This is a genomic window from Brevibacterium yomogidense (assembly GCF_016107685.1).
GTDB lineage: Bacteria > Actinomycetota > Actinomycetes > Actinomycetales > Brevibacteriaceae > Brevibacterium > Brevibacterium yomogidense.
In genome coordinates this window covers 227,960-250,044 of sequence record NZ_JABASY010000001.1, presented here as the reverse complement: position 1 = coordinate 250,044, position 22,085 = coordinate 227,960, and the positions used below count along the sequence as shown (strand labels likewise).

The window sequence follows — 22,085 nt, the reverse complement described above, 5'->3', positions numbered from 1 at the left end:
CCGCAGGGAGCGGTGCCCCGCGGGTACGTACGCAGCTACCGCCAGCGTGCGAACCCGCCTTCGGAGTCGATGACCTGCCCGGTGATCCAGCGGGCTTCGTCGGTGAGCAGCCAGGCGAGGGTCCGTGCGGCGTCGTCGGGTTCCCCGAAGCGTCCCAGCGGGAACTTCTGGGCGACCGACTCCCACGCCTCGGGCGTGAGGTAGCCGGTGTCCACCGGCCCCGGGTTCAGGGTGTTGACGCGGATCCCGCGGTCAGCCAGCTGGTCCGCGAGCGTGAGTGTCACCCCCGCGAGCGCCGCCTTCGCGGCGGCGTAGGCGACCTCCCCGGGCAGGGGCCCCTGCCCCTGTCCCGAGGTGAGGAACACGATCCCCGCCGGGTCGCCGTCCGTGTGGTGCCGGAGGAGCGCCTGCGCGAGCAGCAGCGACGCGCGGGCGTCGACCGCCCAGTGCCGGTCGAGGTCGTCCGCCGTGAGCTCGCCCAGCGCACCGTCGGATCCGCTGAGGGCCTGGTTGCACACGAGCCCGTCGACCCGGCCGAACTGCGCGACTGCCGCATCGACGAACTGCTTCCGGGCCCGAGGCCTTGGCCAGATCCGCTTCCACCCCCACCGCCCGCGCGTCCCCGACGAGGTGAGTGCGCACCTCGGTCAGCACCGCCTCGGGGTCGTCCGCTCCCCACGGCTGGTGCTCGTCGTGCGGGGAGTAGTGGTGGCAGAAGACGCTCGCGCCGTACGCGGCGAGGCGGCAGGCCAGCGCGAAGCCGATTCCGGCACGGCGGCTCACCCCGGTGACGAGGATGTTCCGTCCGCGCAGCGGCAGCGGGTCACGGGTGAGAGGGGCGGTGTCCGCGCTCATGGCGTCGTCCCCTCCGCCTGCACTGCCTACGCGTGTGCGGCGATCCTGTCCAGTCGCTTCTCCCAGCCGCGTGCAACTGCGCCGAAGAGTTCGGAGACCGCACGGATCCGTTCCGGGTCCGTCGTGTGGATCCGGCGCCGGGAGGAGCGGGACGCGGACACGAGACCGGCGTCCTCGAGGACCCGCAGGTGCTTCGCTGCGGCCTGCCGACTGATACCGAGCCCGCGACCCACCGAGCCCGCGTCGTCCGGCTGGGCGCCCAGCCGCTGGAGGATCCGACGACGCGTGGGGTCTGCGAGGGCGCTGAAGAGGGCGTCCGCCTCCGGGCCCGTGAGCAGGTGGGTCGGTGTCATCGTCTGCGGCCCGTGGTGTGGTGCTTCTGCTCCTGCAACTCCCGCGCTCGGTCCCGCGCGACGGTGAGCTCCTCCTCCCACCCGGCGGAGTTCTCCTCGAAGCGTCGCCTTCTGTCCACGGCGTCGGCGTCCAAGGATGCGAAGCCCGTCTCCGTGACGGTGAGGACGACCCCGTCGTCGTCGGGCACGATCGTGAAGGTGACCGTGTTCTGAGGTGCGTCCTCCAGGGTGCCGGCATCGCCTCCCAGCCACCGGAAGACCGCGCGATGGGGAGCCTCGAGCTCCACGATCCCGATCTCGAAGGTGCCGTGGACGGGGTCCGTGACCCGCGCGGTCCTCCCGTCGGATTCGACCGAGTGCTCGCGGTACGTCCCGTCGTTGATGAACCAGCCGGGTTCACTCACGATTGCGAAGACCGTCTCCGGACCAGCGGCGATGCGGATCGAGCGGACGATCTCATCCGGTACGTCCTGGGCCGCCGGATGCGGGGATGCCGGGGAGGGGGTGTCGGGGAGGTCGGAGGGGGTCATCATCGACTCCTGCGTGTATTCCGGCCGCAGTGGCCGTTGGCGGATGCGTCGTGCGCGACGTGCTGTCCAGTGTGCGCGTGCTTTGACGGACGTGCAACCCTCCAGTTGCGCAAGTGTGCCGATGGGAGGCCAGCCAGCGGGACGATCCGTATCAGTCTTGTCACGAAGCGCCAGTTCTGTTGTCAGCAGGAGTAAAATCGTGACATGAATGACACTCGCGAATCCAAGGTCAACGATCAGGTGCTGGTGGGCGTCGACGGTTCGGCCAACAGCGCACGCGCATTCGACATCGCACTGGCCATCGCAAAGAGGCGAGGCTGGGGGCTGCGGCTGGTCGGCTGCTACAGCGTGGCGTACGCGGACCACGAATCCGGGCTCACCATCACAGAGAGCTACCGCAAGATCATGGAGTCCAACGCGCGCTCGCCGCTCGACGCGTTCGCGGAACAGGCCGACGCTGCGGGCGCTGCGGTGACGGTCAGCACGTACGAAGAGCATGCAGCGGACGCCCTGGTCCGGGAGAGCGCGTCGTCCCGGCTGGCAGTCGTCGGCAAGAGGGGGCGGAACCGGTTCGCCGGACGCTTCCTCGGCAGTGTGTCCGCAGCGCTCGCCGCGCACGGACACTGCCCGACCCTCGTCATCCCGGAGAGGTGGGAGACGCCTGACCCCGGCAAGCTGTTCGCACCCGGGCAGGACCAGCCGGGTGGGGAGCACGCGGCGCCCGAACCGACGGAGCTCCTGTCCGAATCCAGTCCGTCCAAACCGCGCAGGAGTCCGTTCCACAACGTCGCGGACGAACTGAACTTCCGGCAGGAGATCGTTGTGGGTGTGGATCTGGGCGATCCTGCACTGCGCATCGCGCTGGCCGCCGCGGAATTCGCAGAGCTGTTCGGCAGGCCGCTGACGCTCGTGGCCGCGACACCGCTCAATGCAGACGCCTGGTACCCGAACCCGGTGGACCACAACTTCGAGATCCCGAACATCAGGAAGCGCTTCACCGAACACCTCGCGTCCCTCGTGGCCCAGGTGAAGGAGGCGCACCCTGACCTGGAGGTCCACTGGCAGTTCTTCGACGGCTCACCCGCCGGCGTGCTGTCTGAGGCGACGCGGTCCGCGTCCGTCGTGGCGCTCGGCACTCGCGGACACGGTGGCTTCACAGGTCTGCTCATGGGTTCGGTGAGCCAGTCCGTGCTCAATCGCAGCGCCTCTCCAGTGCTCGTGGTGCCGACGCTCAAGAATGTGAAGTGACGGACTGACGGGGCTCGCTGAATTTTTCTTTCAGAGGCCTTGTCTGATTCCTGAATATCGTGTTAGCGTGAACGTGAACTTTCTCACCGGCGCTTTCTCGCTTGCGCATTGCATTCTTTGCGAGAGCCGGAGCCGGAAAGTCGGGAATAACGATCTCGTGGAGTTCACAGCTCCACATCCACGTGTGTGATGCCGCTGATGCGGCATCGATTCGGCCGGAAGGGGGCGAAGATGATGACAGAAGCAGCAATGAAGCTCGCAGTCGCGTACAGCGGATCGCCCCTTGGTGCGCTCGGAGGCTCCCTCCCGCGCCTGGACCGGCGTCTCTCCACACGCACGCTCCAGGCTCATTGACCCGCACCCGCAGGCGGTGAAGCTCCACGACGAGTCCCGTGTGCTGTCATGCGCCTGAGGTGAAACCCTGCCGGGCACCCCTCATGGGTATGACTGTGGGATTCCGAACGGGACGTCTTCGCACCATCTGCGCTCGGCCCCTGTGCCTGACGATCCGGCAGTCTTCATCCTCGTCTCTCATGCGTCCAATGAGCGTGCGCAGAATGGGACCCCGCTGAGAGGTCAGCGCCCATTCCAGTCGGCGTTGAAGCCATCTCCCTGATTTTCCCATCGGGCTATTCATTGTGCCCGAAAACAAACTCTGAGGAATAGTCATGTCCATTTCACGCACATATCCGATGCCTCGTCGCGTAGCGCTGAACGTCGGAATCGCACTCATCCGCTGGGCTCGCGGAACCGCCCGCGCGACCTCGCGGGCACCCGCAGAGGCGCCGTCGACAGACGTCGCACACTCGTCGATCGCCTCTGCCGCGACGGCTCCCGGGGCCGCGCTGCAGGCAGACGCTCGCGCCAAGGCCATTCGCCAGTACCACGTGGACCGACAGGTCGAGCGCGAACGGGACCAGGCGATGCGCCGGTACCTCACGCTGCCCCGTCAGCCGTGAGCTGCGCCGGGGGTCGGAACCGACGCGTCCGGCTGCCTCGTCAGAGTGTGAAGACGGCGTGGCAGTTCGGGACCAGTGCGCGTCCCTCGAGCGCAGCCAGTTCGAGGAGCACGGCGGACCCCGCCACGGTTCCGCCCAGTCTCTCGACCACCGTGTGCGCTGCCTGCAGCGTCCCGCCGGTCGCGAGCACGTCGTCCACGACCAGGACCCGTGCCCCGGTGAGGTCTCCGGAGGCCTCGATCGCGGCATCGGCGTACTCGAGGCCGTACTCGACGTGCACCTGCGGATCCGGCAGCTTCCCGGCTTTCCGGATGGGAAGGACGCCCGTTCCGCACAGCGCGGCGAGCCCGCCTGCCATGACGAAGCCGCGCGCCTCGATCCCGGCGACCAGGTCGAAGGCGGGCGATCCGTCGCTGTCGCGGAACGGTTCCGCCGCCGCAGTGAGGACGTCTGCGTACGCCTGCGGGTCCGCGAGGATCGGGGACACATCGCGGAACAGCACTCCGGGTGCCGGGAAGTCCGGTGTCGTCGAGATCAGGGAGAAGGCCCGTGCCAGGTCCGGCGCGGACACAGGGGTGACGGCGGGGGCGCGGTGCGTGCGTGAGGTGGGATCAGTCGGAGTCACGCGGTCACTCTACGCGCGTGCGCGGCGACGGGCATTGTGCCGACGCCCACGGTGCTGACCGGCACATGCAGTGCCTGCGGGTCTGCGCCTCCAGCGGTGTGCGTGTCCCTCTCACCTCGCGTCACGTGATGGGGGTGCCGCCGTTCACGTGGAGCACCTCTCCGATGACGTAGCTGGATTCCGGTGAGGTGAGGAAGACGTATGCCGGTGCGAGTTCGGTGGGCTGGCCGGCACGACCGATCGACGTGTTCTTGCCGAACTGGGGGAGCGCGTCCTTCGGCTGTCCGTCGGACACCTGCAGGGGCGTCCAGATGGGGCCCGGCGCCACCGCGTTCACGCGGATCCCCGTGGGCGCGACCTGCTGTGCGAGGCTCTTCGTGAAGTTGTCGATCGCCGCCTTCGTCGCCGCGTAGTCCACGAGGTGCGGGGACGGCTTGTACGCCTGGACGGACGTCGAATTCACGATCGTGGCGCCGGGCGGCAGATGAGGGATCGCGGCCTTCGACAGGCGGAAGATCGCCCGGATGTTCGTGTCGAACGTGTGCTGCCACTGCTCGTCCGACAGGTCGGCGATGTCCTCGACCGCGATCTGCCTGCCCGCATTGTTCACCAGCGCGTCGAGCCCTCCCAGGGCGTCCACGGCATCGGCGATGAGCGACTCGCAGAAGCCCGCGTCCGTGAGGTCACCCGGGAACAGGAACGCGCGCCGCCCTGCCTCTTCGACGAACGACCGGATCTCCTGCGCGTCCTCCTCTTCGTCCGGCAGGTAGGACAGGGCGACATCCGCACCCTCCCGGGCGAAGGCGATCGCGATGGCAGCACCGATCCCCGAATCCGCGCCGGTGATGAGAGCTCTGCGCCCTTCCAGGCGGCCCGTCCCGCGATAGGAGTGCTGTCCGCGGTCCGTCTGCGGGACCAGCTCCTGGTCGAGCCCCGGTTCGGGCTGATCCTGCTTGGGCGGCGTGATGTCGGGGAAGCGGGTGACGGGATTCTGAAGGGTCAGCTGGTCCGTGCCGTCCGAGTCGGAAGTTGCGGCATCGGGTCCGCCTGTCGCGGTGGAGTCCTGTGACGGTGTCGTATGAGCCATGTCCTGTCTCCTTGTCTGTGCGGAGCTCCGGGTGTCGCTGCGAAGCGCAGATGCCCTCCGCTTCCCGCAGAGGTGCCGGTGACCCAACGCTGTCGTACGCAAGGCATGTTGTCAACGAGTGGGCCCGCGTGCCATGCGCCCCAGCCGACCGCATAGGCTGGAGGCAGCCCCCGTCCCCGACCAAGGCTTTCGATGATGAACACCGCGGCAGGAACAGAATCCGAGGGGACCGAACGTGCCCGTGAAAGCTTCGCGGACCGTGCGCGCCGCCAGAGCTGGTTCGGCGCGAAGAGACATGTGAAGACGGCACTGAGCCACCCCCTCCTCCACCCCCTGCTGCGGGCAGCGGCACCGCGGATCCCCGGTATCCGTCACGGGAGGCTGCCCGCGCCGCGCGAGCTCATCGAGGTGAGGGCGACGGCGGACGGCGGGGACTTCATCATGCTGCGGCCCGACCGCTGCGAGATCGCGAAGGAGCTCTACTGGGGCGGAGGCCGGCGGCCAGAGCCCGAAGACGCGTACGCCGTCGACCTGGTGGTCCGCTTGGCCACCGACGCCCGGACTTTCCTCGACATCGGCGCCTACACGGGCATCTTCTCCCTCGCGACCCTGGCAGCGCACCCGGATCTGCGCGCCCACGCCTTTGACATGGTGCCGCCGGTCGTCCGGATGCTGCGCGCGAACATGATGCGCAACGGCTTCACCGATCGTGCGGTCGTCCACCAGACGGGTGTGGGGGACCCAGCGCTCACGGCCCGCATGCCGTCCATCGACAGCGGGTCCGCGCTCCCGTCGTTCCTGTCATCCGACATGACGTTCGACGACGGCGAGGACGTGGGGTTCGTGTCCCTCGACTCGCTCACCGATGCCGTCGACGGCCCCGTCGTCATGAAGGTCGACGTCGAAGGCGGTGAGACGAGCGTCTTCGCGCACGGGGCCGGTTTCCTCTCCTCCCACCGCCCCGACGTCCTCTGCGAAGTCCTCACCGACGCGGACGGTCCACAGCTCGAGGAGCTGTTGGGTGCGCACGGGTACCGCTACTACCACGTGGGATCCGACAGCGTTCGGGAGCGGCCGCGCATCGTGCCGGAGGCCGGTGTCCGCGACTGGCTGTTCACCGTGAAGAGCCCCTCAGAGCTGCGGGGTGCGGGTGTGACGGTCGACGACTGAGGGGTGGCGGGTGATGGCGAGTTCACCCGTTCACGATTCGGGATCCGTGGCAGCGATATTCATCTGCCAGTTGATGCCGAACTTGTCCTGGAACGCGCCGTACACGTCGCCCCACATCTGCTTCTGGAGCGGGACGTGGATGGTGCCGTCGACGGACAGCGCATCGAACGCACTGCGGATGCGGGCGTCGTCGTCACCCATGATCGCGAGCGTGATGTTGTTGCCGGGCGAGTGCGGCTCCGGTGACATCCCCTCGATGTCATCGGAGACGTAGAGGCGGATGAGGTCGGTGACCTCGAGTGAGCCGTGCATGACAGCGCCGGACTCCGGGTGGTCAGGCGGGACGGCGCCGACCTCGCCGAATGTGGCGAACTGCGGCTGTGCTCCCAATGCGTCGCCGTAGAACTCGAAGGCCTCCCGCGCGTTGCCGGGGAACCGGAGGTAGGGGTGGAGTGCGGCGGGCATGGTGTGCTCCGTTCGTCGATGATGCCGGAGGCATTCGCCTGCGGCGATGAGACCAGTTAACCACCGGGGGCCGCCCCACAGCAGTGATGTTGCTTCATTCTTCCGCTCGGAAGGGAAGTGCAATACAGTGTGGCCATGGACAGAGCAGCCCAGCACACGACCGAATCCGCGCCTGCGACAGACACCACGGCCGCGCAGAACGAGCGGCAGATCGAAGCGGGGATCGAGAAGGACTTCCGCGACCGGATGTCATACGGGTCCTACCTCGACCTCGACCGCCTGCTGGGGGCGCAGCACCCGGTGAGCGAACCCGAGCACCACGACGAACTGCTGTTCATCGTCCAGCACCAGACCACGGAGCTGTGGTTCAAGCTGGTCATCCACGAACTCGAATCCGCCTGCCGTCTCATCGCGGCGGACAAGCTCCAGCAGGCCCTCAAGCGCGTTGCCCGGGTCAAGCACATCCAGCGCACGCTCACAGAGCAGTGGTCGGTCCTCGCGACTCTCACCCCGTCCGAGTACGTCGAGTTCCGCGGGTTCCTCGGAAGCTCCTCCGGCTTCCAGTCGTGGCAGTACCGCGTCGTCGAATTCATGCTGGGCAACAAGAACCGCGGGATGCTCGACGTCTTCGACGCAGACCCGCACGCCCGCGCCGTCCTCGAGGAGAAGCTCGAAGCCCCCAGCCTGTACGACGAGTTCCTGCGCCTCCTGTCCCGCCGGGGCTACGCGATCCCCCAGCATCTGCTGACGCGGGACCTCACCGTCGCCCACACGTTCGACGAGGACCTGGTCAGTGTGTTCGCCGGCATCTACGAAGCGCCTGACACCGACTGGACCGTCTACGAGACCTGCGAAGAGCTGGTCGACCTCGAGGAGAACTTCCAGCTGTGGCGCTTCCGCCACCTCGCCACCGTCCAGCGCATCATCGGGTGGAAGCGCGGGACCGGAGGCTCCAGCGGCGTGAATTTCCTCCAGAAGGCCCTCGACCTCACGTTCTTCCCGGAGCTGTTCTCCGTCCGCACGGAGATCGGCACCCCCGATTCCTCCGTCGGCACGGGCTGCCCCGTCGCCCACACCCCCGACCCGTCAGCAGGAGCCTCACGATGACGCACAGTCGCCCGTCCGACACCCCCTCATCCGGCACCGACACCTCCGTACACCTGGAGGAGCGGGCCCGCCGTCTGGACGCGGACGATCCGCTCGCGGCTTTCCGCGATGCCTTCGAACCCGCTCCCGAGGTGCTGTCCTACCTGGACGGGAACTCCTTGGGGCGACCCACGCGTGACGCCGCGAACCGCCTGCGCGACTTCACCGCAGACCAGTGGGGCGGCCGCCTCATCCGCGGATGGGACGAAGGCTGGTTCGAGAAGCCGCTCACGGTCGGCGACCGGGTGGGCCGCGCAGCACTGGGTGCGGAACCGGGGCAGACGTTCATCGGCGAGTCGACGACGGTCGTCCTCTACAAGCTCATCCACGCAGCACTCGACGCGCGGCCGGACCGCACCGAGATCATCGCGGACTCCGCGAACTTCCCCACGGACCGCTACCTCGTCCAGGGGATCGCGGACGCCCGCGGTCTCACGGTCCGCTGGTTGGATCCCGTGCATGATGCGGACAGTGGCGTCACCGGGGTGCTGCCGGCACAGGTCGAGAAGGCGGCCACCGCGCAGACCGCACTCGTCCTGCTGAGCCACATCGATTACCGGACCGGGTACATCGCGGATCTGCCGGCGATCACGGACATCGCGCATCGGGCGGGTGCATTGGTCGTCTGGGACCTCTGCCATTCGGTGGGAGCGCTCCCGCTCACGCTCGATGAATGGGACGTCGACTTCGCCGCGGGGTGCACGTACAAGTACCTGAACGGCGGCCCGGGATCGCCGGCCTTCGGTTACGTCGCCGCCCGCCACATCCCGTCGGCGACGCAGCCGATCCGCGGGTGGATGGGCGTCGCGAACGCCTTCGAGATGGGTCCCGCGTACGAACCGCACCCCGGGATCCGTCGGTTCGTGAGCGGAACCCCGTCGGTCCTCGCGATGGTGCCGCTCGAAGCGATGCTCGACCAGGTCGAGGCGGCGGGCATGGAAGCAGTGCGCGGCAAGTCCGTGGCTCTCACCGATTTCGTGGTGGAGCTGTCCGACGCGCTGCTCGCGCCCCTGGGCGTGACGCTCGGGTCGCCCCGGGACGCGGCGGTCCGCGGTGGTCACGTGACGATCCACCACGAGTTGTGCGAGGCCGCACTGCCGCTGCTGTGGGAGCGCGGGATCATCCCCGACTTCCGCCGGCCCAACGGCCTGCGGCTGGGGCCGTCGCCGCTCTCGACGGGGTTCGCCGAGGTGTATGCCGGGGTCGCCGGGATCCGCGACGCGCTGCTGGACGCCGGTGCCGGTGAGTGACGAGTCCGTCCGGGTAGGGGACGGCGGGGCTCGGCAGTTCTACGGGCTCGACGACTTCGAGGCCCGCCCCGGGAGTATCACGTCGCTGCTGCGCACGTTCGTGGGTCTCCACGTGCGGCGGTTGGGTGGGTGGATCGCGGTGGCCGACCTCGTGCGCCTGCTCGAGGACGCGGGGCTCACGGCGACCGGCGTGCGATCGGCCGTGTCGCGGGCGAAGGCGAAGGGGCTCTTCGAGCCGGAGACCCGGGGCGACACACAGGGGTACGGCCTCACTCCGCAGGTGGTGGGGATGCTGGAGCGCGGTGATGCGGTGATCTTCTCCCGGCGAAGGCACGCTGTGGAGGACGGCTGGTGTCTGCTGTCGTACTCCGTCCCGGAAGGACGACGCCCCGACCGGTACCGGATCCGCAGACTCCTCACACAGTTGGGGTGCGGCACGGTCGCGGACGGCCTCTGCGTCGCTCCGCACTCCCTGGCGCCCAGGCTCGAGGCGCTGCTCGCCGAAGCCGGGCTGCGCGACTGGGTCACCGTGTTCGACTCCGCCCTGCTGCGGCCCGGGGAGGACCTCGCCGCAGTGTGCGGCACCTGGTGGGACCTCGGGGCGACGGCGGACCTGCACCGGCAGTTCCTCGACCGCTTCGGTGACGTCGCACGAGAGGCGGGTTCGCCCACCTTCTCGAGGCGGGAGGCGTTCGTGACGCAGTTGCGCGTCGTCGACGCGTGGCGGCCCATCCCGTATCGCGACCCCGGCCTGGCACTGGAAGCGCTGCCCTCGGACTGGCCTGGTGACGCCGCCGCGGATCTGTTCGCGACGGTCGTCGCGCAGGTGTCCGAGCGGGCGACCGCGTACGTGGAGGACGTCGTGGGAGCAGCGGCGGAACCGGATGCGCGATAGTCGAGCGTGAGACGGTCGCAGTGAACGTCATGGTGAACAGGGAGAGGGCCAGGTGAAGACACCCGTGGGTGAGGAGTCGACTGTGGGGATGACCAGCATGGAGGAGGGTGACGCGGAGGACGCGCATTTCGATCGGATACTCGCCGCCGAGGCCGCCCCCGGTGCCCGTGCACAGTACGGTCCGCGTCCGGACCAGTTCGTCGAATGGTTCGGCGATCCGCACACGGCGGACACAGTCGTCGCCCTGATCCACGGCGGGTATTTCCGCGAGCAGTACACCCTGTCGTACATGCGTCCGATGGCGGCGGCGCTCACCGACCGCGGGTCGAGCCGGAACCGGAGTGTCGCTGTCGCCCTCGTCGAGTACCGGCGGGTCGGGGGAGAGGGCGGTCATCCCCACACCCTCGAAGACGTCGAGGCCGCGGTGGCGTTTGTGTACGACGCGGCGGCCGGTGAGCGGTCGCGTGACGTGGAGCTGGTGGTCGCGGGGCACTCCGCGGGCGGCAGTCTCGCCCTGTCGTGGGCGTCGCGTCAGCCCGAGGACGGGCCCGCCGTGAGGGTCCGGCCCCTCGCGGCGGTCACGGACCTCGTCGCGGAAGTGCGCGACCACCTGGGTGAGGGCGCCATCCTCGAGTACATGGGTGTCCGCCCGGAGGAGGATCCTGGGCGTTATCTCGAAGAGGACCCGCGTTCGCGGGCGGCGCTCATTCCCGCGCGGATGGACGTGCAGCTCCTCCACGGCACGGAGGATCAGACCGTGAGTATCGACTTCCCCCGTGGTTTCCCCGCGAGGCTGTGGGAGCTGGACGGCGCGGACCATTTCGACCTCGTCGATCCTCATGCAGAGCATTTCGACGAGGTCGTGCGGCTCCTCGTGGGCTGACACCCATCAGGCGCGCGTCGCGATCGCGAGTTCCGTCGTGGGGCTCTCAGTGAGCCTGCGGGCCAGCATCCGTTCGACGGGGTACAGGGTCGCACCCGCGAGGTTGCCGGTGAATTCGGTGAGTGCTGCGGCCCGCAGCATGCCTCCCCACGCCTTCCGCCACACCCACGGTGCGTCGACCTGCGCGTTCATCAGCACCAGGTGGGGGACGCGGTGCTCGATGGTGAGTCCGACGTCGTCCAGGGCGCCTGTGATCCACGCGAGGCTGCGGTTCGTCTGGTGCGCGCTCCGTTCATGGGTGCGGTGGACGAAGTTCTCGGTGAAGACGAAGCGGCCACCTGCCGCGAGGAGTCGTGAGATGTTCGCGAGTGCGGAGCGGTACTTGTCGTCGTCGGTGATGTGGAACAGGACGTCCATGCACGACACCACGTCGAACGAGGCGGGTTCGAAGGGGCCGGTGCCCGCGGCGATGTCGAGCTGCTCGACCCGCTTGTCGGGAAAGTGCTCCCGCAGGTTCCGCACGGCGGACGAGGTCAGGTCGCTGCCGACGACTTCGGCGGGTCTCATCCGCTCCCACCACCGCAGGTACAGGCCGGTGCCGGAGCCCACGTCGAGGATCCGTGAGGACCTGTCGACTCCGGTGCGTCCTGCTTCGCGGAGGAACACCTCTTCTCGCGCCTTGTACATCCACGAGTTGAACGAGAGGCCCAGAGCTTTGTACCCGACTCCGCTCTCCGTCCAGTCGTCGTCGAGTCGGTCCTCCCAGAACGCGGAGTGGTCGTCGGGCCCGCCGCCGTCAACGGGGTTCGGGTTTCCTCGGTGATCGCTCACTCTCGTCCTCACTGCCTCGTGGGGCCGCCCCCACGGTGTGGAGGAAGGGGCGTTGTCCACTTCCATTCTATGGGGAATGGGGGCGTGTCGGCAGGAAGGAAATCCGCTGAGCCGACCTCGTGGGCGACAGGCCGACGACGGGTCACTCGTACGCACTCAGGCCGCGATCGTCCTCTGCTCCCCGTCGTCACGGATGAGGCGGTAGATCCGGTCGCCGACCTGCGAGGCGTCCAGCCGGAAGGGCGCACCCCACGCCGTGAGGAGCTCGATGTACCGGGCGTAGTGATCCGTGCGGCCGGACCGCAGGCGCAGAAGGTCTCCCTCCGGAGTGGTGGGCGACCATCCGGTCTCGTCCGAACCACCGGGGAGCAGACCGGTGCAGCTCTTCGATGCGTCACCTGTTGTGAACGGGCAGTCGTCGTCGCAGGAGGAGAAGACGGATTCGGCGTGCCACTTCCTGTGGAGGAGTTCGACCTTCCGTCGGTGGTCCTGTGTCAGGCATGCGCGGTCGACGGTGCGTGCGTGCTCGTCGAGCCACGTGAGGGCCTGGTTGTCGAGCATCGGTGTGGGCGCAGCCCCGTCGCCGAGTGCCAGTGCGCCGATGTGGAGCCATTTCGTGAAGAACGACGGGCCCAGCCCGTAGATGCGGCCGCAGTCGACTCCGACCAGGAGGTCCGCGTCGTCCCGCTGATGGCTCCTCACCTTGTGCGTGCAGTCGTTGAGGTAGCTGAACCCCTCTGCCGCACCTTCCGTGCAGGTCAGTTCGATGGCGCGACGCAGCACGTCCCTCACGCGCGGGTTCTCCGGCATGCCGTCCGGTTCCGGGCTCGCCGTGAGAACCCGCAGGACGCGGTAGGGGGCGTAGCCGGCCTTCTCGCCGTAGGCCCACACCATCGTCGTGGCGAACGCGCCCGTCACGTTGTCCGGCCAATGGGAGCGGAAGGCGGCAACGGCGTCGTCCCGGTTGATCCACGAGGGGAGCGCACTGATCGCTTCAGCAGCATGGGGCACGGAATCGAACCGACGCAGCCACGCGGCCCTGGGCACTCTGAATCTCTTCTGAGGCGTGAACGGCGCGGATAGGAGATCCACCAGGGCCGCGGGCGGGTCGGGGAAATCCGCGGGGGAGCGCGCCGGACCGGATTCCGCCGCGGGGGAGGGTGAAGCTGCACGTGTCGTCATGATCGCTCCTTTGCGAGGATGTGCCGTCTGCCGGTGGCTCCCGGGTCTGCGTTCGATGCCGAACTCGAATTCGTCATGCAAAAATATCGCGTCTGTGAGATCGCCTGAAGAGGGTGGCGTTCGTTGTGGATAGAGCCTCCTTGTCGTGGCTGCTGGTGACCCTCAGCCGGTATCGGTGCTGTTCAGGGCGGCGCACTCGAGGTCACAGTCGGACGATCGCTGCTGGCGTCGGCGGACGGTGCGGCTTTGCCTCTGCGATCCTGGGGACATGAACGCCGCAGCCCGCCCAACCCCCGCCACGATCGACGCGACCGCCTACCTCGCCGTCGTGAACGAGGTCTTCGACGGCATCGACGCGGTGCTCGCAGCGCTCGACGACGACTCGGTGAACAGGACACCTCAGCCGGGGGTCGTGAACACCGTCTTCGCGCTCGTCGCGCACCTGCACGGGATGGCGGGCTTCTGGGGCGGCTCGCTCATCGCGGGGGAGCGGAACCCCCGCGACCGTGACGCGGAGTTCCACGCGCACGGCACCGTCGCCGAGGCCGCAGCCCTTCTCGCGGATCTCCGCACCCGGCTGCCGGGCTGGGTCGAGGTCGCGGCCGCGGAGGGGGTCCGCGACCCGCACGCCTCCGGCACCAGCCGCACCGATGCGGCCGGTGCCTCCGCCGCGTGGGTCCTCCAGCACATCCTCCACGAGTGCGCTCAGCACCTGGGACACATGGAGATCTGCCGCGACCTCGTCGTCGCCGGGTGACATCGGAAAGGGGCGTCCTGAGCCCCTGTTCCCGTAATGAACTATCTGGTACGTTAATAATATGCGAACGTCAGTGGCGACGGTCTGCCTCTCAGGTGGCCTGGTAGAGAAGCTCCATGCCTGCGCATCCGCAGGCTTCGACGGTGTGGAGATCATGGACGCCGACCTGGTCGGTGCCTACGAGTCTCCCGAGGAGATCCGCACGCTCTGCGAGCGTCTGGGCCTCACCATCGACATGTTCCAGCCCTTCCGTGACGTGGAGGGTGTCGACGAGCAGACGTTCACGGACAACCTGCGGCGCGCGGACGCGAAGTTCGACGTCATGGAGCGCCTGGGCACCGACCTGATGCTGCTGTGCAGCAACGCCGGCACCGCCACGATCGATGACGACGACCTCGCCGCGGAGCAGCTCGGCAGGCTCGCTGACCTCGCCGCTGCACGCGGGATCCGCATCGCCTACGAGGCTCTCGCCTGGGGGCGCTACGTCGACGACTACCGGCGCGCCTGGCGCATCGTCGAGAAGGCCGACCGCCCCAACCTCGGCGTCTGCCTCGACAGCTTCCACATCCTGAGCCGCGGACACGACCCGGCAGCGATCGAGACGATCCCCGGCGAGAAGATCTTCTTCCTGCAGCTGGCGGACGCCCCCGCGCTCGACATGGACGTCCTGCAGTGGAGCCGCCATCACCGCCTGTTCCCCGGGGAGGGGGACTTCGACCTCACAGGCTTCCTGGGCCACGTCCTGCGCGCCGGGTACACGGGCCCCCTGTCGCTCGAAGTATTCAACGACACCTTCCGCCAGACCGCCGTCTTCCGCACGGCCGCACACGCGCGTCGCTCGCTGACGTGGCTCGCCGACCGCACGGAGGATGCCGGGCGTGCACCGCACGCCGAACGGCTCATCGCCCCGCAGCACGCGCACGGCATCGATTTCGTCGAGGTGTCCGGCGACGACCTGCACGACCTCGACCAGCTGCTCGACCGACTCGGATTCGCGTTCCGAGGCCGCCACCGGTCGAAGCCCGTGCGCCTCTGGACGGCGGGCAGCGCCCGCATCATCCTCAACGAGCAGCTGCGCCTCGAATCGCCGCGACTCACCGCGTTCGGCCTCATCGTCGACGACGCGGCCGCTGCCTCGGAGCGTGCTGCGGCGCTCGGCGCGGACCCGGTCTACCGCCGCACGTATCGTGGCGAGGTCGAGCTCCGCGCCGTCGCATCACCTGATGGCACGGAGGTCTACTGGAACGACGACGACCCCGACGCGAGCTGGGTCCCCGAGTTCGAGGGCGGGGACACCGACGCCGCCTTCCACGGCGACGTCGACCACATCAACGTGAGCTACGCGTGGCAGGACTTCGACGAGGCGGTGCTCTTCATGCGCAGTGTCGTCGCGCTCGACGCGGAACCGGTCGCCGAGGTGCCGGGCCCGCGGGGTCTGGTCCGCAGCCAGGTCATGCGGTCGCCCGACCGCGTCGTCCGGCTCCCCATGAACCTCGCGCCGCCGACCGCGCCCGTACCGCACCGGCACGTCGCCGTGCGTGTCGACGACGTCGTCGCGGTGGCGCGGGCCGCACGGGAGAAGGGGCTCGACTTCCTCCCCGTACCGGACAACTACTACGACGACCTGCAGGCGCGGTTCGCGCTTGACGCCGCACTGCTGGAGACCCTGCAGGGCCTCGACCTGCTCTACGACCGTGACGAGCACGGCGAGTTCATCCACTTCTACACGCCGACCTTCGGCGGGGTCTTCCTCGAGCTCGTGGAGCGCCGTGGCGAGTACGACGGGTACGGCGCCCCCAACGCTCCTGTGCGCCTGTCGGCGCAGCGACAGGTGAGCACGTGGACGGACGCGAAGGGTCCCGGCGCGGAAGGGTCCTCCTCGTGAACCGGCGCATCCTCGTGGTCAACGGACCCAATCTGAACCTGCTCGGCACACGTGAGCCGGACAGGTACGGCCCGGGGACGCTTGCGGACGTCGAGCGGATCGCGGTGGACGCGGCAGGGGAGTCCGGCTTCGATATCCGCGCCGTGCAGTCGAACCACGAGGGTGAGCTCATCGATGCGATCCATGCGGCACGACTCGACTGCGACGCCGTCGTCATCAACGCAGGAGCGCTGACCCACACCTCGGTCGCGCTGCGCGACGCCCTGCTGGGTATCGCGCTCCCCTTCGCGGAGGTGCACATCACCAACGTGCACGCCCGTGAAGAGTTCCGGCACCGTTCCCTGCTGTCCGACGTCGCCGACTGCGTCATCGTCGGGGCGGGCCTGCAGGGGTACGACTTCGCGGTCCGCCGCCTCGTCGCGGATCTCACGCGTATTGCAGTCGCATAACGAAGGGCCGCACCGTACCGAACCTGCTTGATCCGCTAATGAACTACCCGGTACGTTCACATCTGACAGCTCCCATGGACCGACAAGGACGTCCCATGACTGACTCCCCGACACGCCCCGCGAGGCGGTTCTGGCAACCGCTCGTGCGCGTCCTCACCGCTCTCGAGATGACGATCGGCGTCCTCTGCCTCTTCACGATCTTCGTGCTCGTCCTCTTCCAGGCCCTGCAGCGCTACCTGCCGATCGCGCAGGTCGCCTGGACGGGTGAGGTCTCCCGCTTCGGGCTCGTCTGGCTCACGTTCTCGGCAGCGGGGATCCTCATCACGACACGCGGACACATCGCACTCGAGATCGTCGACGCCGCGCGCAGCCAGCTGTTCGTGCGCGTCGTGCAGGCCTTCGCGATGCTCGTCGTGGCGGCTGTCGCCTGCATGCTGGTCGTCGAGGCGATCGAGCTGATCGACTCGCAGGGCATCCTCAAGTCCGCCGTGCTGCGCATCCCCATGTCGTGGGTGTACATCCCCGTGCTCATCGGCGTCGTCTCCACCGCGATCCGCTCGCTCATCCAGGCTGTCCAGATCGCGCTCACCGGACCGATCTTCAGTGAGTTCGACGAGGATGCGGAGGTGGCGCCATGATGCTCACCCTGCTCGTCCTCGCGATCGCGGTGCTGCTCGTCCTGCGCGTGCCCGTGGCGTTCGCGTTCCTCGGCCCGTCGGTCGTCTACATGTGGGCCAACGGCAATTCGATCGGCAACGCGCTGCGTGAGGTCACCAGCGCCGCGGACAGCTTCCCGCTGCTCGCCGTGCCGCTCTTCGTCCTCCTCGGCTCGCTTGCGAACCGCGCCGGCATCGCCGACAGCCTCTTCCGGTTCGCGCTCGCCGTCCTCGCACGAGTGCGAGGGTCCCTGGGCTACGTCTCGATCGGCACGAGCGTCGGCTTCAGCTGGATGAGCGGTTCCGCCGTCGCAGACGCCGCGGCGCTCGGCAAGGTGCAGATCCCCGCCATGATCCGTGAGGGCTACGGGCGGCGCTTCGCGACGGGTGTCTCGTCCGCCTCGTCCCTCATCGCGCCCGTCATGCCGCCCTCGATCCCCGCCGTCATCTATTCGGGGCTCGCCGCGGTGTCGACCGGGGCACTGTTCGCAGCCTCGGTCATCCCCGCGGTCGCGATGGCGATCGGGCTGTGCATCGTCGTGGCGGTGCTCGTGTCGCGCAACCCGAAGATCCAGAAGGGCGACTTCGACATGGTCGAGGTGCGCGCCTCGATCAAGGGCGTCATCCTCCCGATGCTCACCCCGGTCATCATCCTCGGCGGGATCCTGGGCGGGTACTTCACGCCCACGGAGGCCGCGGCCGTCGCCGTCGCCTACATCATCCTCATCGGCGTGCTCCGCCGGTCGCTGTCCTGGAAGGGATTCCTCGAGGCACTCAAGGAATCGGCCGTCACGACCGCCTCCATCATGATCATCGTCGCGTCGGCTTCACTGCTGGGATACATCCTCGCCCGTGAGCGCTTGCCGCAGATGCTGACCGAGGCGATGTTCGCGGTGAGCGACAGCCCGACGGTGTTCCTCATCCTCGTCGTCGTCCTGTGCCTCATCCTGGGCACCGTCATCGACGCGACCGCCATCCTCGTGCTCATCGTGCCGATCCTCGTGCCGATCGCGAACACGTACGGCGTCGACCCCATCACACTGGGCGTCATCACGATCATCGCGCTCATGATCGGCCTGCTCACCCCGCCTGTGGGCACCGTCCTGTTCGTGACGGCGTCCGTCTCCCGCTCGCGGATCGGCGATGTGTTCCTGGGAACGCTGCCGTTCATCATCCCGTTCCTCATCATCATCGCGCTCGCGATCGCGTTCCCCGGGGCGATCATGTGGATGCCGGGGGTGTTCGGCCTGTGATCGCCGCACCGTCTCTCCCGACATCGCGCCGGGCCGTGCTCGTGGGCCTCGTGGGACAGGGAGTCGCGCCATCGCTCACCCCGCCCATGCACGAACTGGAGGGCGCGCGCCACGGCATGAGCTACGTGTATCGGACGATCGAGGTCGACCCAGACGAGGCCGGCCCCTCCGACATCGCCCGGCTGCTGTGGGCCGCCCGCAGGATGGGATACGACGGGCTCAACGTGACGCATCCCGTCAAGCAGGCGGTCATGCCGCTGCTCGACGAACTCGCCCCCAGCGCAAGCCGAGTGGGCGCCTGCAACACGGTCGTCTTCGACGGCGACCGCACGATCGGCCACAACACCGACGTGACGGGGTTCGGCTCCGCTTTCGACGCGTCCTTCGGCGGCACGCAGTACGGGCGCATCGTGATCGTCGGCGCGGGAGGGGCGGGCTCCGCCGTCGCGACCGGACTCGCAGAGCGTGACATCGAGGAGATCGTGGTCGTCGACGTTGCGCGCGACCGCGCGGAGCAGCTGGCCGCGCAGACGGCACCGCTCACGAACGGCACGGTCCGTGGTGCGTCGTCGTCCGAGATGCCGCAGCTGCTCGCTGCGGCGGACGGGGTGGTGAATGCCACGCCCTTCGGCATGGCCGCTCATCCCGGCACGGCGTTCGACCCCGCGCTGCTGCCCGCCGGGTCGTGGGTGGGCGACATCGTCTACCGCCCCACCGACACCGCCCTGCTCCTGGCTGCGCGGGGGCGGGGGCTGAAGACGATGTCCGGACTCGGGATGGCGATGGGACAGGCGGCAGACGCATTCGAGATCTTCACCGGCGAACCCGCGGATCGGGCCGCCATGACGCAGGACCTGAAGGAATTGGTCGCCGCTGAAGCGGCGGCGACCCCGGCGTGACCGGAAACCGAGGAGAGGAATACCCGACATGAATGCACGAACCAAGCGAGCAGCGTGGGTCGCTCTGGTCGCCGCACCGGCGCTGGTGCTGACCGGCTGCGGCGGCGGTGACACGGACAGCGGCGACAGCGGCGGCGGCGGCGACTTCGAGCTCACCTTCGCGACGAGCTACAACGAGGACCAGCCGCAGCACGAATGCGGGGCCGCCGTCATCAAGGACGAGGTCGAGAGCGCCGACGTGGGCATCTCGGTCGAGATCTACCCGTCGAGCCAGCTGGGCGGTGACGCGGACCGCATCGCGGCCCTGGCCTCGGGCGACATCGACATGGACATCCAGGGCGCCTCTGCCCTGGGCGCCGTGTACGAACCCGTCTCCGTGCTCGACGCGGCCTACGTGTTCGACGACGCCGACCACCTCGCCGCGTTCGCCGCGAGTGACGACGGGCAGCAGGTCTTCACCGACTTCGCGGACGAGACCGGGGTGAACACGCTCGGCGTGTGGTCGGCAGGCGCCCGGCACTTCACCGCGAACAAGCCGATCCTCTCGCCGGAGGACCTCGAGGGCCTGCGCATCCGCTTCCCCGGATCGCCGCAGTACCTCCTCAACGCGCAGGCGCTCGGCGCCAGCGCGACCGAGGTGGCCTACGAGGAGCTCTACCTCGCGCTGCAGCAGGGCACCGTCGACGGCCAGGAGAACCCGATCACCAACATCGCCTCGCAGAACCTGCAGGAGGTGCAGAGCGACCTCAGCCTGACGGAGCACCAGCTCAACACGAACCTCGTACTCATCGGCGAGGTCTGGGACGAGTTCGACGAGGACCAGCAGCAGGTCGTGTCCGATGCGGTCGCGAAGGCGGTCGACGAGGTCACGAGCTGTGTCGACGAGGAGGACGGCGCCACGATCGAGGAGTGGGAGTCCGGGGACGACTGGAACGTGCACTCGGACGTCGATGTCGACGCGTTCCGTGAGCAGGCGGTCAGCTGGTTCCAGGAGAACCTCGACGACGACTCGCTCACTGTCTTCGAGGCGATCCGCGCTTCCGCATCGTGAGGTCGACGGCGACCGTGCGCACCCTCCCCACATACACGGGTGACATCGGTGGGGAGGCGATCGGCGAGACGCTGCTGCACGAGCATCTGTTCGTGCGGCAGCCGGAAGTCGATCGGGCACTCCCGGACGTCGAGTGGGACGAGGACCGTGCGGTGCACGAGGCCGTCGCCCACCTCGACGCCCTCCATGACAGGGGCGTGCGCACGGTCGTCGATCTCACCGTCCCCGGCCTCGGCCGCGATGCCGTTCTGGTGGCCCGCGTCGCAGAGCGCACCCGGATGCGCCTGATCGCCGCGACCGGGTGGTACACGCACGACGTGCTGCCGGCCTACTTCCGGCTGAACGGGCCGGGACGACTCGTCGACGGACCGGAACCGCTCATCGAGCTGTTCATCGGAGACCTCACCCGCGGCATCCACGGCACAGGCGTGCGGGCAGGCGTGCTCAAGGTCGTCTCGGACGTCGACGGCATCACCGACGACGTGGCTCGTGTGTTCGCGGCGGCCGCCGTCGCGCATCAGGAGACGGGCGCCCCGGTGTTCACGCACTCGCACTCCCCGTCACGCGGGGGGCTCGAGCAGCTCGACGTGCTCGAGCGTGCCGGTGTGGAGCCGCATCGCATCGTGATCGGGCACGCCGGTGACTCCGGGGACCTCGACTACCTCGAGGAGCTGGCGGCACGGGGAGCCTTCCTCGGGTTCGACCGCTTCGGTATGGAGCACGCGGCACCGGACGCGCAGCGGGTCGCGGTGCTGCTCGCGCTGCTCGAGCAGGGGCTCGCGGAGCGGATCGTCCTGTCGCACGACGCGGCGATCCACAGCCGCATGACCCCGCCGTCGTGGAGGCGCGCACACGCACCGCGGTGGACCATGCACCATCTGCACGACCGGATCCTTCCCCTGCTGCGGGAGAAGGGGGTCGGCGACGATGAGATCCGTACGATGATGAGGGACAATCCCCGTCATGTGTTGATGGGACCAGGGAACGAGGGCAGATGACCACGACCGACTCCGCGGATGTGCGGGCGCGTCAGCGCGATGCAGAGCGCACGAAGCGGGAGCTGCTCGAGGTGGCGACCACGGTCTTCGCCGAGGAGGGCCTCGCGGGCGCTCGCGTCGACGACATCGCTGCGCGCACCAGCACGACGAAGCGGATGATCTACTACTACTTCGGTGGCAAGGAGCAGCTGTACGCTGCCGTGCTCCAGAATGCGTACCGCGGCATCCGCGAGGCCGAGCGCACGATCGATGTGGCGGACCTGGGCCCGGCGGACGCGCTGCGGGCGCTCGCGGAGGCGACGTACGACCACCACGTGCAGCACAGCGACTTCATCCGGCTCGTCATGATCGAGAACATCCACCGCGCCGAGGTGCTGAAGAAGCTCGACACCCTGGAGGAGCTCGGCCAGCCGGCCGTCGACGTGCTCGAGGACATCATGGCGCGGGGTCGCGCGGAGGGGATCTTCCGCGACGACCTCACCCCGTTCGACCTCCACATGCTCATCAGCTCGTACTGCGTGTTCCAGGTCGCGAACCAGCACACCTTCGGCCACCTCTTCCAGCGCGAGCTGCTCGAGGAGCCGACGGCGAGCCGTGCCCGGACGATGCTCGGCGACCTCGTGGTGCGCTGGATCATGGTGTAGGCGCTGGACCATCG

At 68.5% G+C, this 22,085-nt stretch carries 24 protein-coding genes; 16 read left to right on the top strand and 8 right to left on the bottom strand.

The genetic code is table 11. The features are described from left to right. Positions 1-35 precede the first annotated feature (35 nt). From JFC09_RS16230 to JFC09_RS01070, 3 genes are all read right to left on the bottom strand, one after another. Positions 36-518, bottom strand: a complete 483-nt coding sequence (locus JFC09_RS16230; RefSeq protein ID WP_332839599.1) for an SDR family oxidoreductase — start codon at positions 516-518, stop codon at positions 36-38. A 363-nt stretch (positions 519-881) separates the two neighbouring features. Then, on the bottom strand, positions 882-1,208 hold the full coding sequence (locus JFC09_RS01075; protein ID WP_198392137.1) for an ArsR/SmtB family transcription factor: 327 nt from the start codon (positions 1,206-1,208) through the stop codon (positions 882-884). Continuing rightward, complete coding sequence (locus JFC09_RS01070; protein WP_198392136.1) at positions 1,205-1,741, bottom strand: SRPBCC domain-containing protein; 537 nt, start codon at positions 1,739-1,741, stop codon at positions 1,205-1,207. Before JFC09_RS01070 ends, JFC09_RS01075 begins: the two co-directional genes overlap by 4 nt. 201 nt (positions 1,742-1,942) lie before the next feature. Between JFC09_RS01070 and JFC09_RS01065 the strand changes: the two genes are divergently transcribed. Both JFC09_RS01065 and JFC09_RS01060 read left to right on the top strand, forming a co-directional pair. Then, the gene (locus tag JFC09_RS01065; protein WP_198392135.1) at positions 1,943-2,986 is read left to right on the top strand and encodes a universal stress protein; all 1,044 of its coding nucleotides are present in this window, start codon (positions 1,943-1,945) and stop codon (positions 2,984-2,986) included. A gap of 668 nt (positions 2,987-3,654) precedes the next feature. Continuing rightward, the gene (locus tag JFC09_RS01060) at positions 3,655-3,945 is read left to right on the top strand and encodes a hypothetical protein (protein WP_198392134.1); all 291 of its coding nucleotides are present in this window, start codon (positions 3,655-3,657) and stop codon (positions 3,943-3,945) included. A 40-nt stretch (positions 3,946-3,985) separates the two neighbouring features. Here JFC09_RS01060 and JFC09_RS01055 read toward each other — a convergent pair whose 3' ends face one another. Then, positions 3,986-4,516 (bottom strand): adenine phosphoribosyltransferase, encoded by a 531-nt coding sequence (locus JFC09_RS01055; protein ID WP_198392744.1) that lies wholly within the window; start codon positions 4,514-4,516, stop codon positions 3,986-3,988. 175 nt (positions 4,517-4,691) lie between these two features. Further along, positions 4,692-5,657, bottom strand: coding sequence for an SDR family oxidoreductase (locus tag JFC09_RS01050; RefSeq protein WP_198392133.1), 966 nt, complete (start codon positions 5,655-5,657; stop codon positions 4,692-4,694). A gap of 192 nt (positions 5,658-5,849) precedes the next feature. Between JFC09_RS01050 and JFC09_RS01045 the strand changes: the two genes are divergently transcribed. Further along, positions 5,850-6,827, top strand: coding sequence for an FkbM family methyltransferase (locus JFC09_RS01045; RefSeq protein ID WP_198392132.1), 978 nt, complete (start codon positions 5,850-5,852; stop codon positions 6,825-6,827). 30 nt (positions 6,828-6,857) lie between these two features. Here JFC09_RS01045 and JFC09_RS01040 read toward each other — a convergent pair whose 3' ends face one another. Next, on the bottom strand, positions 6,858-7,292 hold the full coding sequence (locus JFC09_RS01040; RefSeq protein WP_198392131.1) for a VOC family protein: 435 nt from the start codon (positions 7,290-7,292) through the stop codon (positions 6,858-6,860). A gap of 135 nt (positions 7,293-7,427) precedes the next feature. Here JFC09_RS01040 and kynA point away from each other — a divergent pair, with 135 nt between their 5' ends. Genes kynA through JFC09_RS01020 form a run of 4 tightly spaced genes read left to right on the top strand, consistent with a single transcriptional unit; the run spans position 7,428 to position 11,466 of the window. Beyond that, positions 7,428-8,399, top strand: coding sequence for a tryptophan 2,3-dioxygenase (kynA, locus tag JFC09_RS01035; protein WP_198392130.1), 972 nt, complete (start codon positions 7,428-7,430; stop codon positions 8,397-8,399). Beyond that, the gene (gene kynU, locus JFC09_RS01030; protein WP_198392129.1) at positions 8,396-9,688 is read left to right on the top strand and encodes a kynureninase; all 1,293 of its coding nucleotides are present in this window, start codon (positions 8,396-8,398) and stop codon (positions 9,686-9,688) included. Before kynA ends, kynU begins: the two co-directional genes overlap by 4 nt. Beyond that, positions 9,681-10,583 (top strand): PaaX family transcriptional regulator, encoded by a 903-nt coding sequence (locus JFC09_RS01025; protein WP_198392128.1) that lies wholly within the window; start codon positions 9,681-9,683, stop codon positions 10,581-10,583. The genes kynU and JFC09_RS01025 overlap by 8 nt, the downstream gene beginning before the upstream one ends. Positions 10,584-10,635: 52 nt before the next feature. Next, positions 10,636-11,466 (top strand): alpha/beta hydrolase family protein, encoded by an 831-nt coding sequence (locus tag JFC09_RS01020; RefSeq protein WP_198392127.1) that lies wholly within the window; start codon positions 10,636-10,638, stop codon positions 11,464-11,466. Between the two features lie 6 nt (positions 11,467-11,472). On the opposite strand, the gene JFC09_RS01015 is transcribed toward JFC09_RS01020, so the two are convergent. Then, positions 11,473-12,297 carry a class I SAM-dependent methyltransferase gene (locus tag JFC09_RS01015; RefSeq protein WP_198392126.1) on the bottom strand — a complete coding sequence of 275 codons (825 nt, stop codon included), beginning with the start codon at positions 12,295-12,297 and terminating at the stop codon, positions 11,473-11,475. 156 nt (positions 12,298-12,453) lie between these two features. Next, positions 12,454-13,479, bottom strand: coding sequence for an 8-oxoguanine DNA glycosylase OGG fold protein (locus JFC09_RS01010; RefSeq protein WP_198392125.1), 1,026 nt, complete (start codon positions 13,477-13,479; stop codon positions 12,454-12,456). Between the two features lie 268 nt (positions 13,480-13,747). Between JFC09_RS01010 and JFC09_RS01005 the strand changes: the two genes are divergently transcribed. The 9 genes from JFC09_RS01005 (at position 13,748) to JFC09_RS00965 (ending at position 22,071) form a co-directional block, all read left to right on the top strand. Then, positions 13,748-14,236 carry a mycothiol transferase gene (locus tag JFC09_RS01005; protein ID WP_198392124.1) on the top strand — a complete coding sequence of 163 codons (489 nt, stop codon included), beginning with the start codon at positions 13,748-13,750 and terminating at the stop codon, positions 14,234-14,236. A 61-nt stretch (positions 14,237-14,297) separates the two neighbouring features. Continuing rightward, positions 14,298-16,121 (top strand): sugar phosphate isomerase/epimerase and 4-hydroxyphenylpyruvate domain-containing protein, encoded by a 1,824-nt coding sequence (locus tag JFC09_RS01000; RefSeq protein ID WP_198392123.1) that lies wholly within the window; start codon positions 14,298-14,300, stop codon positions 16,119-16,121. Then, complete coding sequence (gene aroQ / locus JFC09_RS00995) at positions 16,118-16,570, top strand: type II 3-dehydroquinate dehydratase (protein ID WP_198392122.1); 453 nt, start codon at positions 16,118-16,120, stop codon at positions 16,568-16,570. The genes JFC09_RS01000 and aroQ overlap by 4 nt, the downstream gene beginning before the upstream one ends. A gap of 95 nt (positions 16,571-16,665) precedes the next feature. Next, positions 16,666-17,208 carry a TRAP transporter small permease gene (locus JFC09_RS00990; RefSeq protein ID WP_198392121.1) on the top strand — a complete coding sequence of 181 codons (543 nt, stop codon included), beginning with the start codon at positions 16,666-16,668 and terminating at the stop codon, positions 17,206-17,208. Beyond that, complete coding sequence (locus JFC09_RS00985) at positions 17,205-18,479, top strand: TRAP transporter large permease (protein WP_198392120.1); 1,275 nt, start codon at positions 17,205-17,207, stop codon at positions 18,477-18,479. Before JFC09_RS00990 ends, JFC09_RS00985 begins: the two co-directional genes overlap by 4 nt. Beyond that, positions 18,476-19,378, top strand: coding sequence for a shikimate dehydrogenase (locus JFC09_RS00980; protein ID WP_332839598.1), 903 nt, complete (start codon positions 18,476-18,478; stop codon positions 19,376-19,378). Before JFC09_RS00985 ends, JFC09_RS00980 begins: the two co-directional genes overlap by 4 nt. Positions 19,379-19,406: 28 nt before the next feature. Further along, positions 19,407-20,429, top strand: a complete 1,023-nt coding sequence (locus JFC09_RS00975; protein WP_198392119.1) for a DctP family TRAP transporter solute-binding subunit — start codon at positions 19,407-19,409, stop codon at positions 20,427-20,429. Positions 20,430-20,443: 14 nt separating this feature from the next. Next, complete coding sequence (locus JFC09_RS00970) at positions 20,444-21,427, top strand: phosphotriesterase family protein (RefSeq protein WP_198392118.1); 984 nt, start codon at positions 20,444-20,446, stop codon at positions 21,425-21,427. Continuing rightward, positions 21,424-22,071 carry a TetR/AcrR family transcriptional regulator gene (locus JFC09_RS00965; protein WP_198392117.1) on the top strand — a complete coding sequence of 216 codons (648 nt, stop codon included), beginning with the start codon at positions 21,424-21,426 and terminating at the stop codon, positions 22,069-22,071. Before JFC09_RS00970 ends, JFC09_RS00965 begins: the two co-directional genes overlap by 4 nt. The last annotated feature ends 14 nt before the right edge of the window (positions 22,072-22,085 follow it).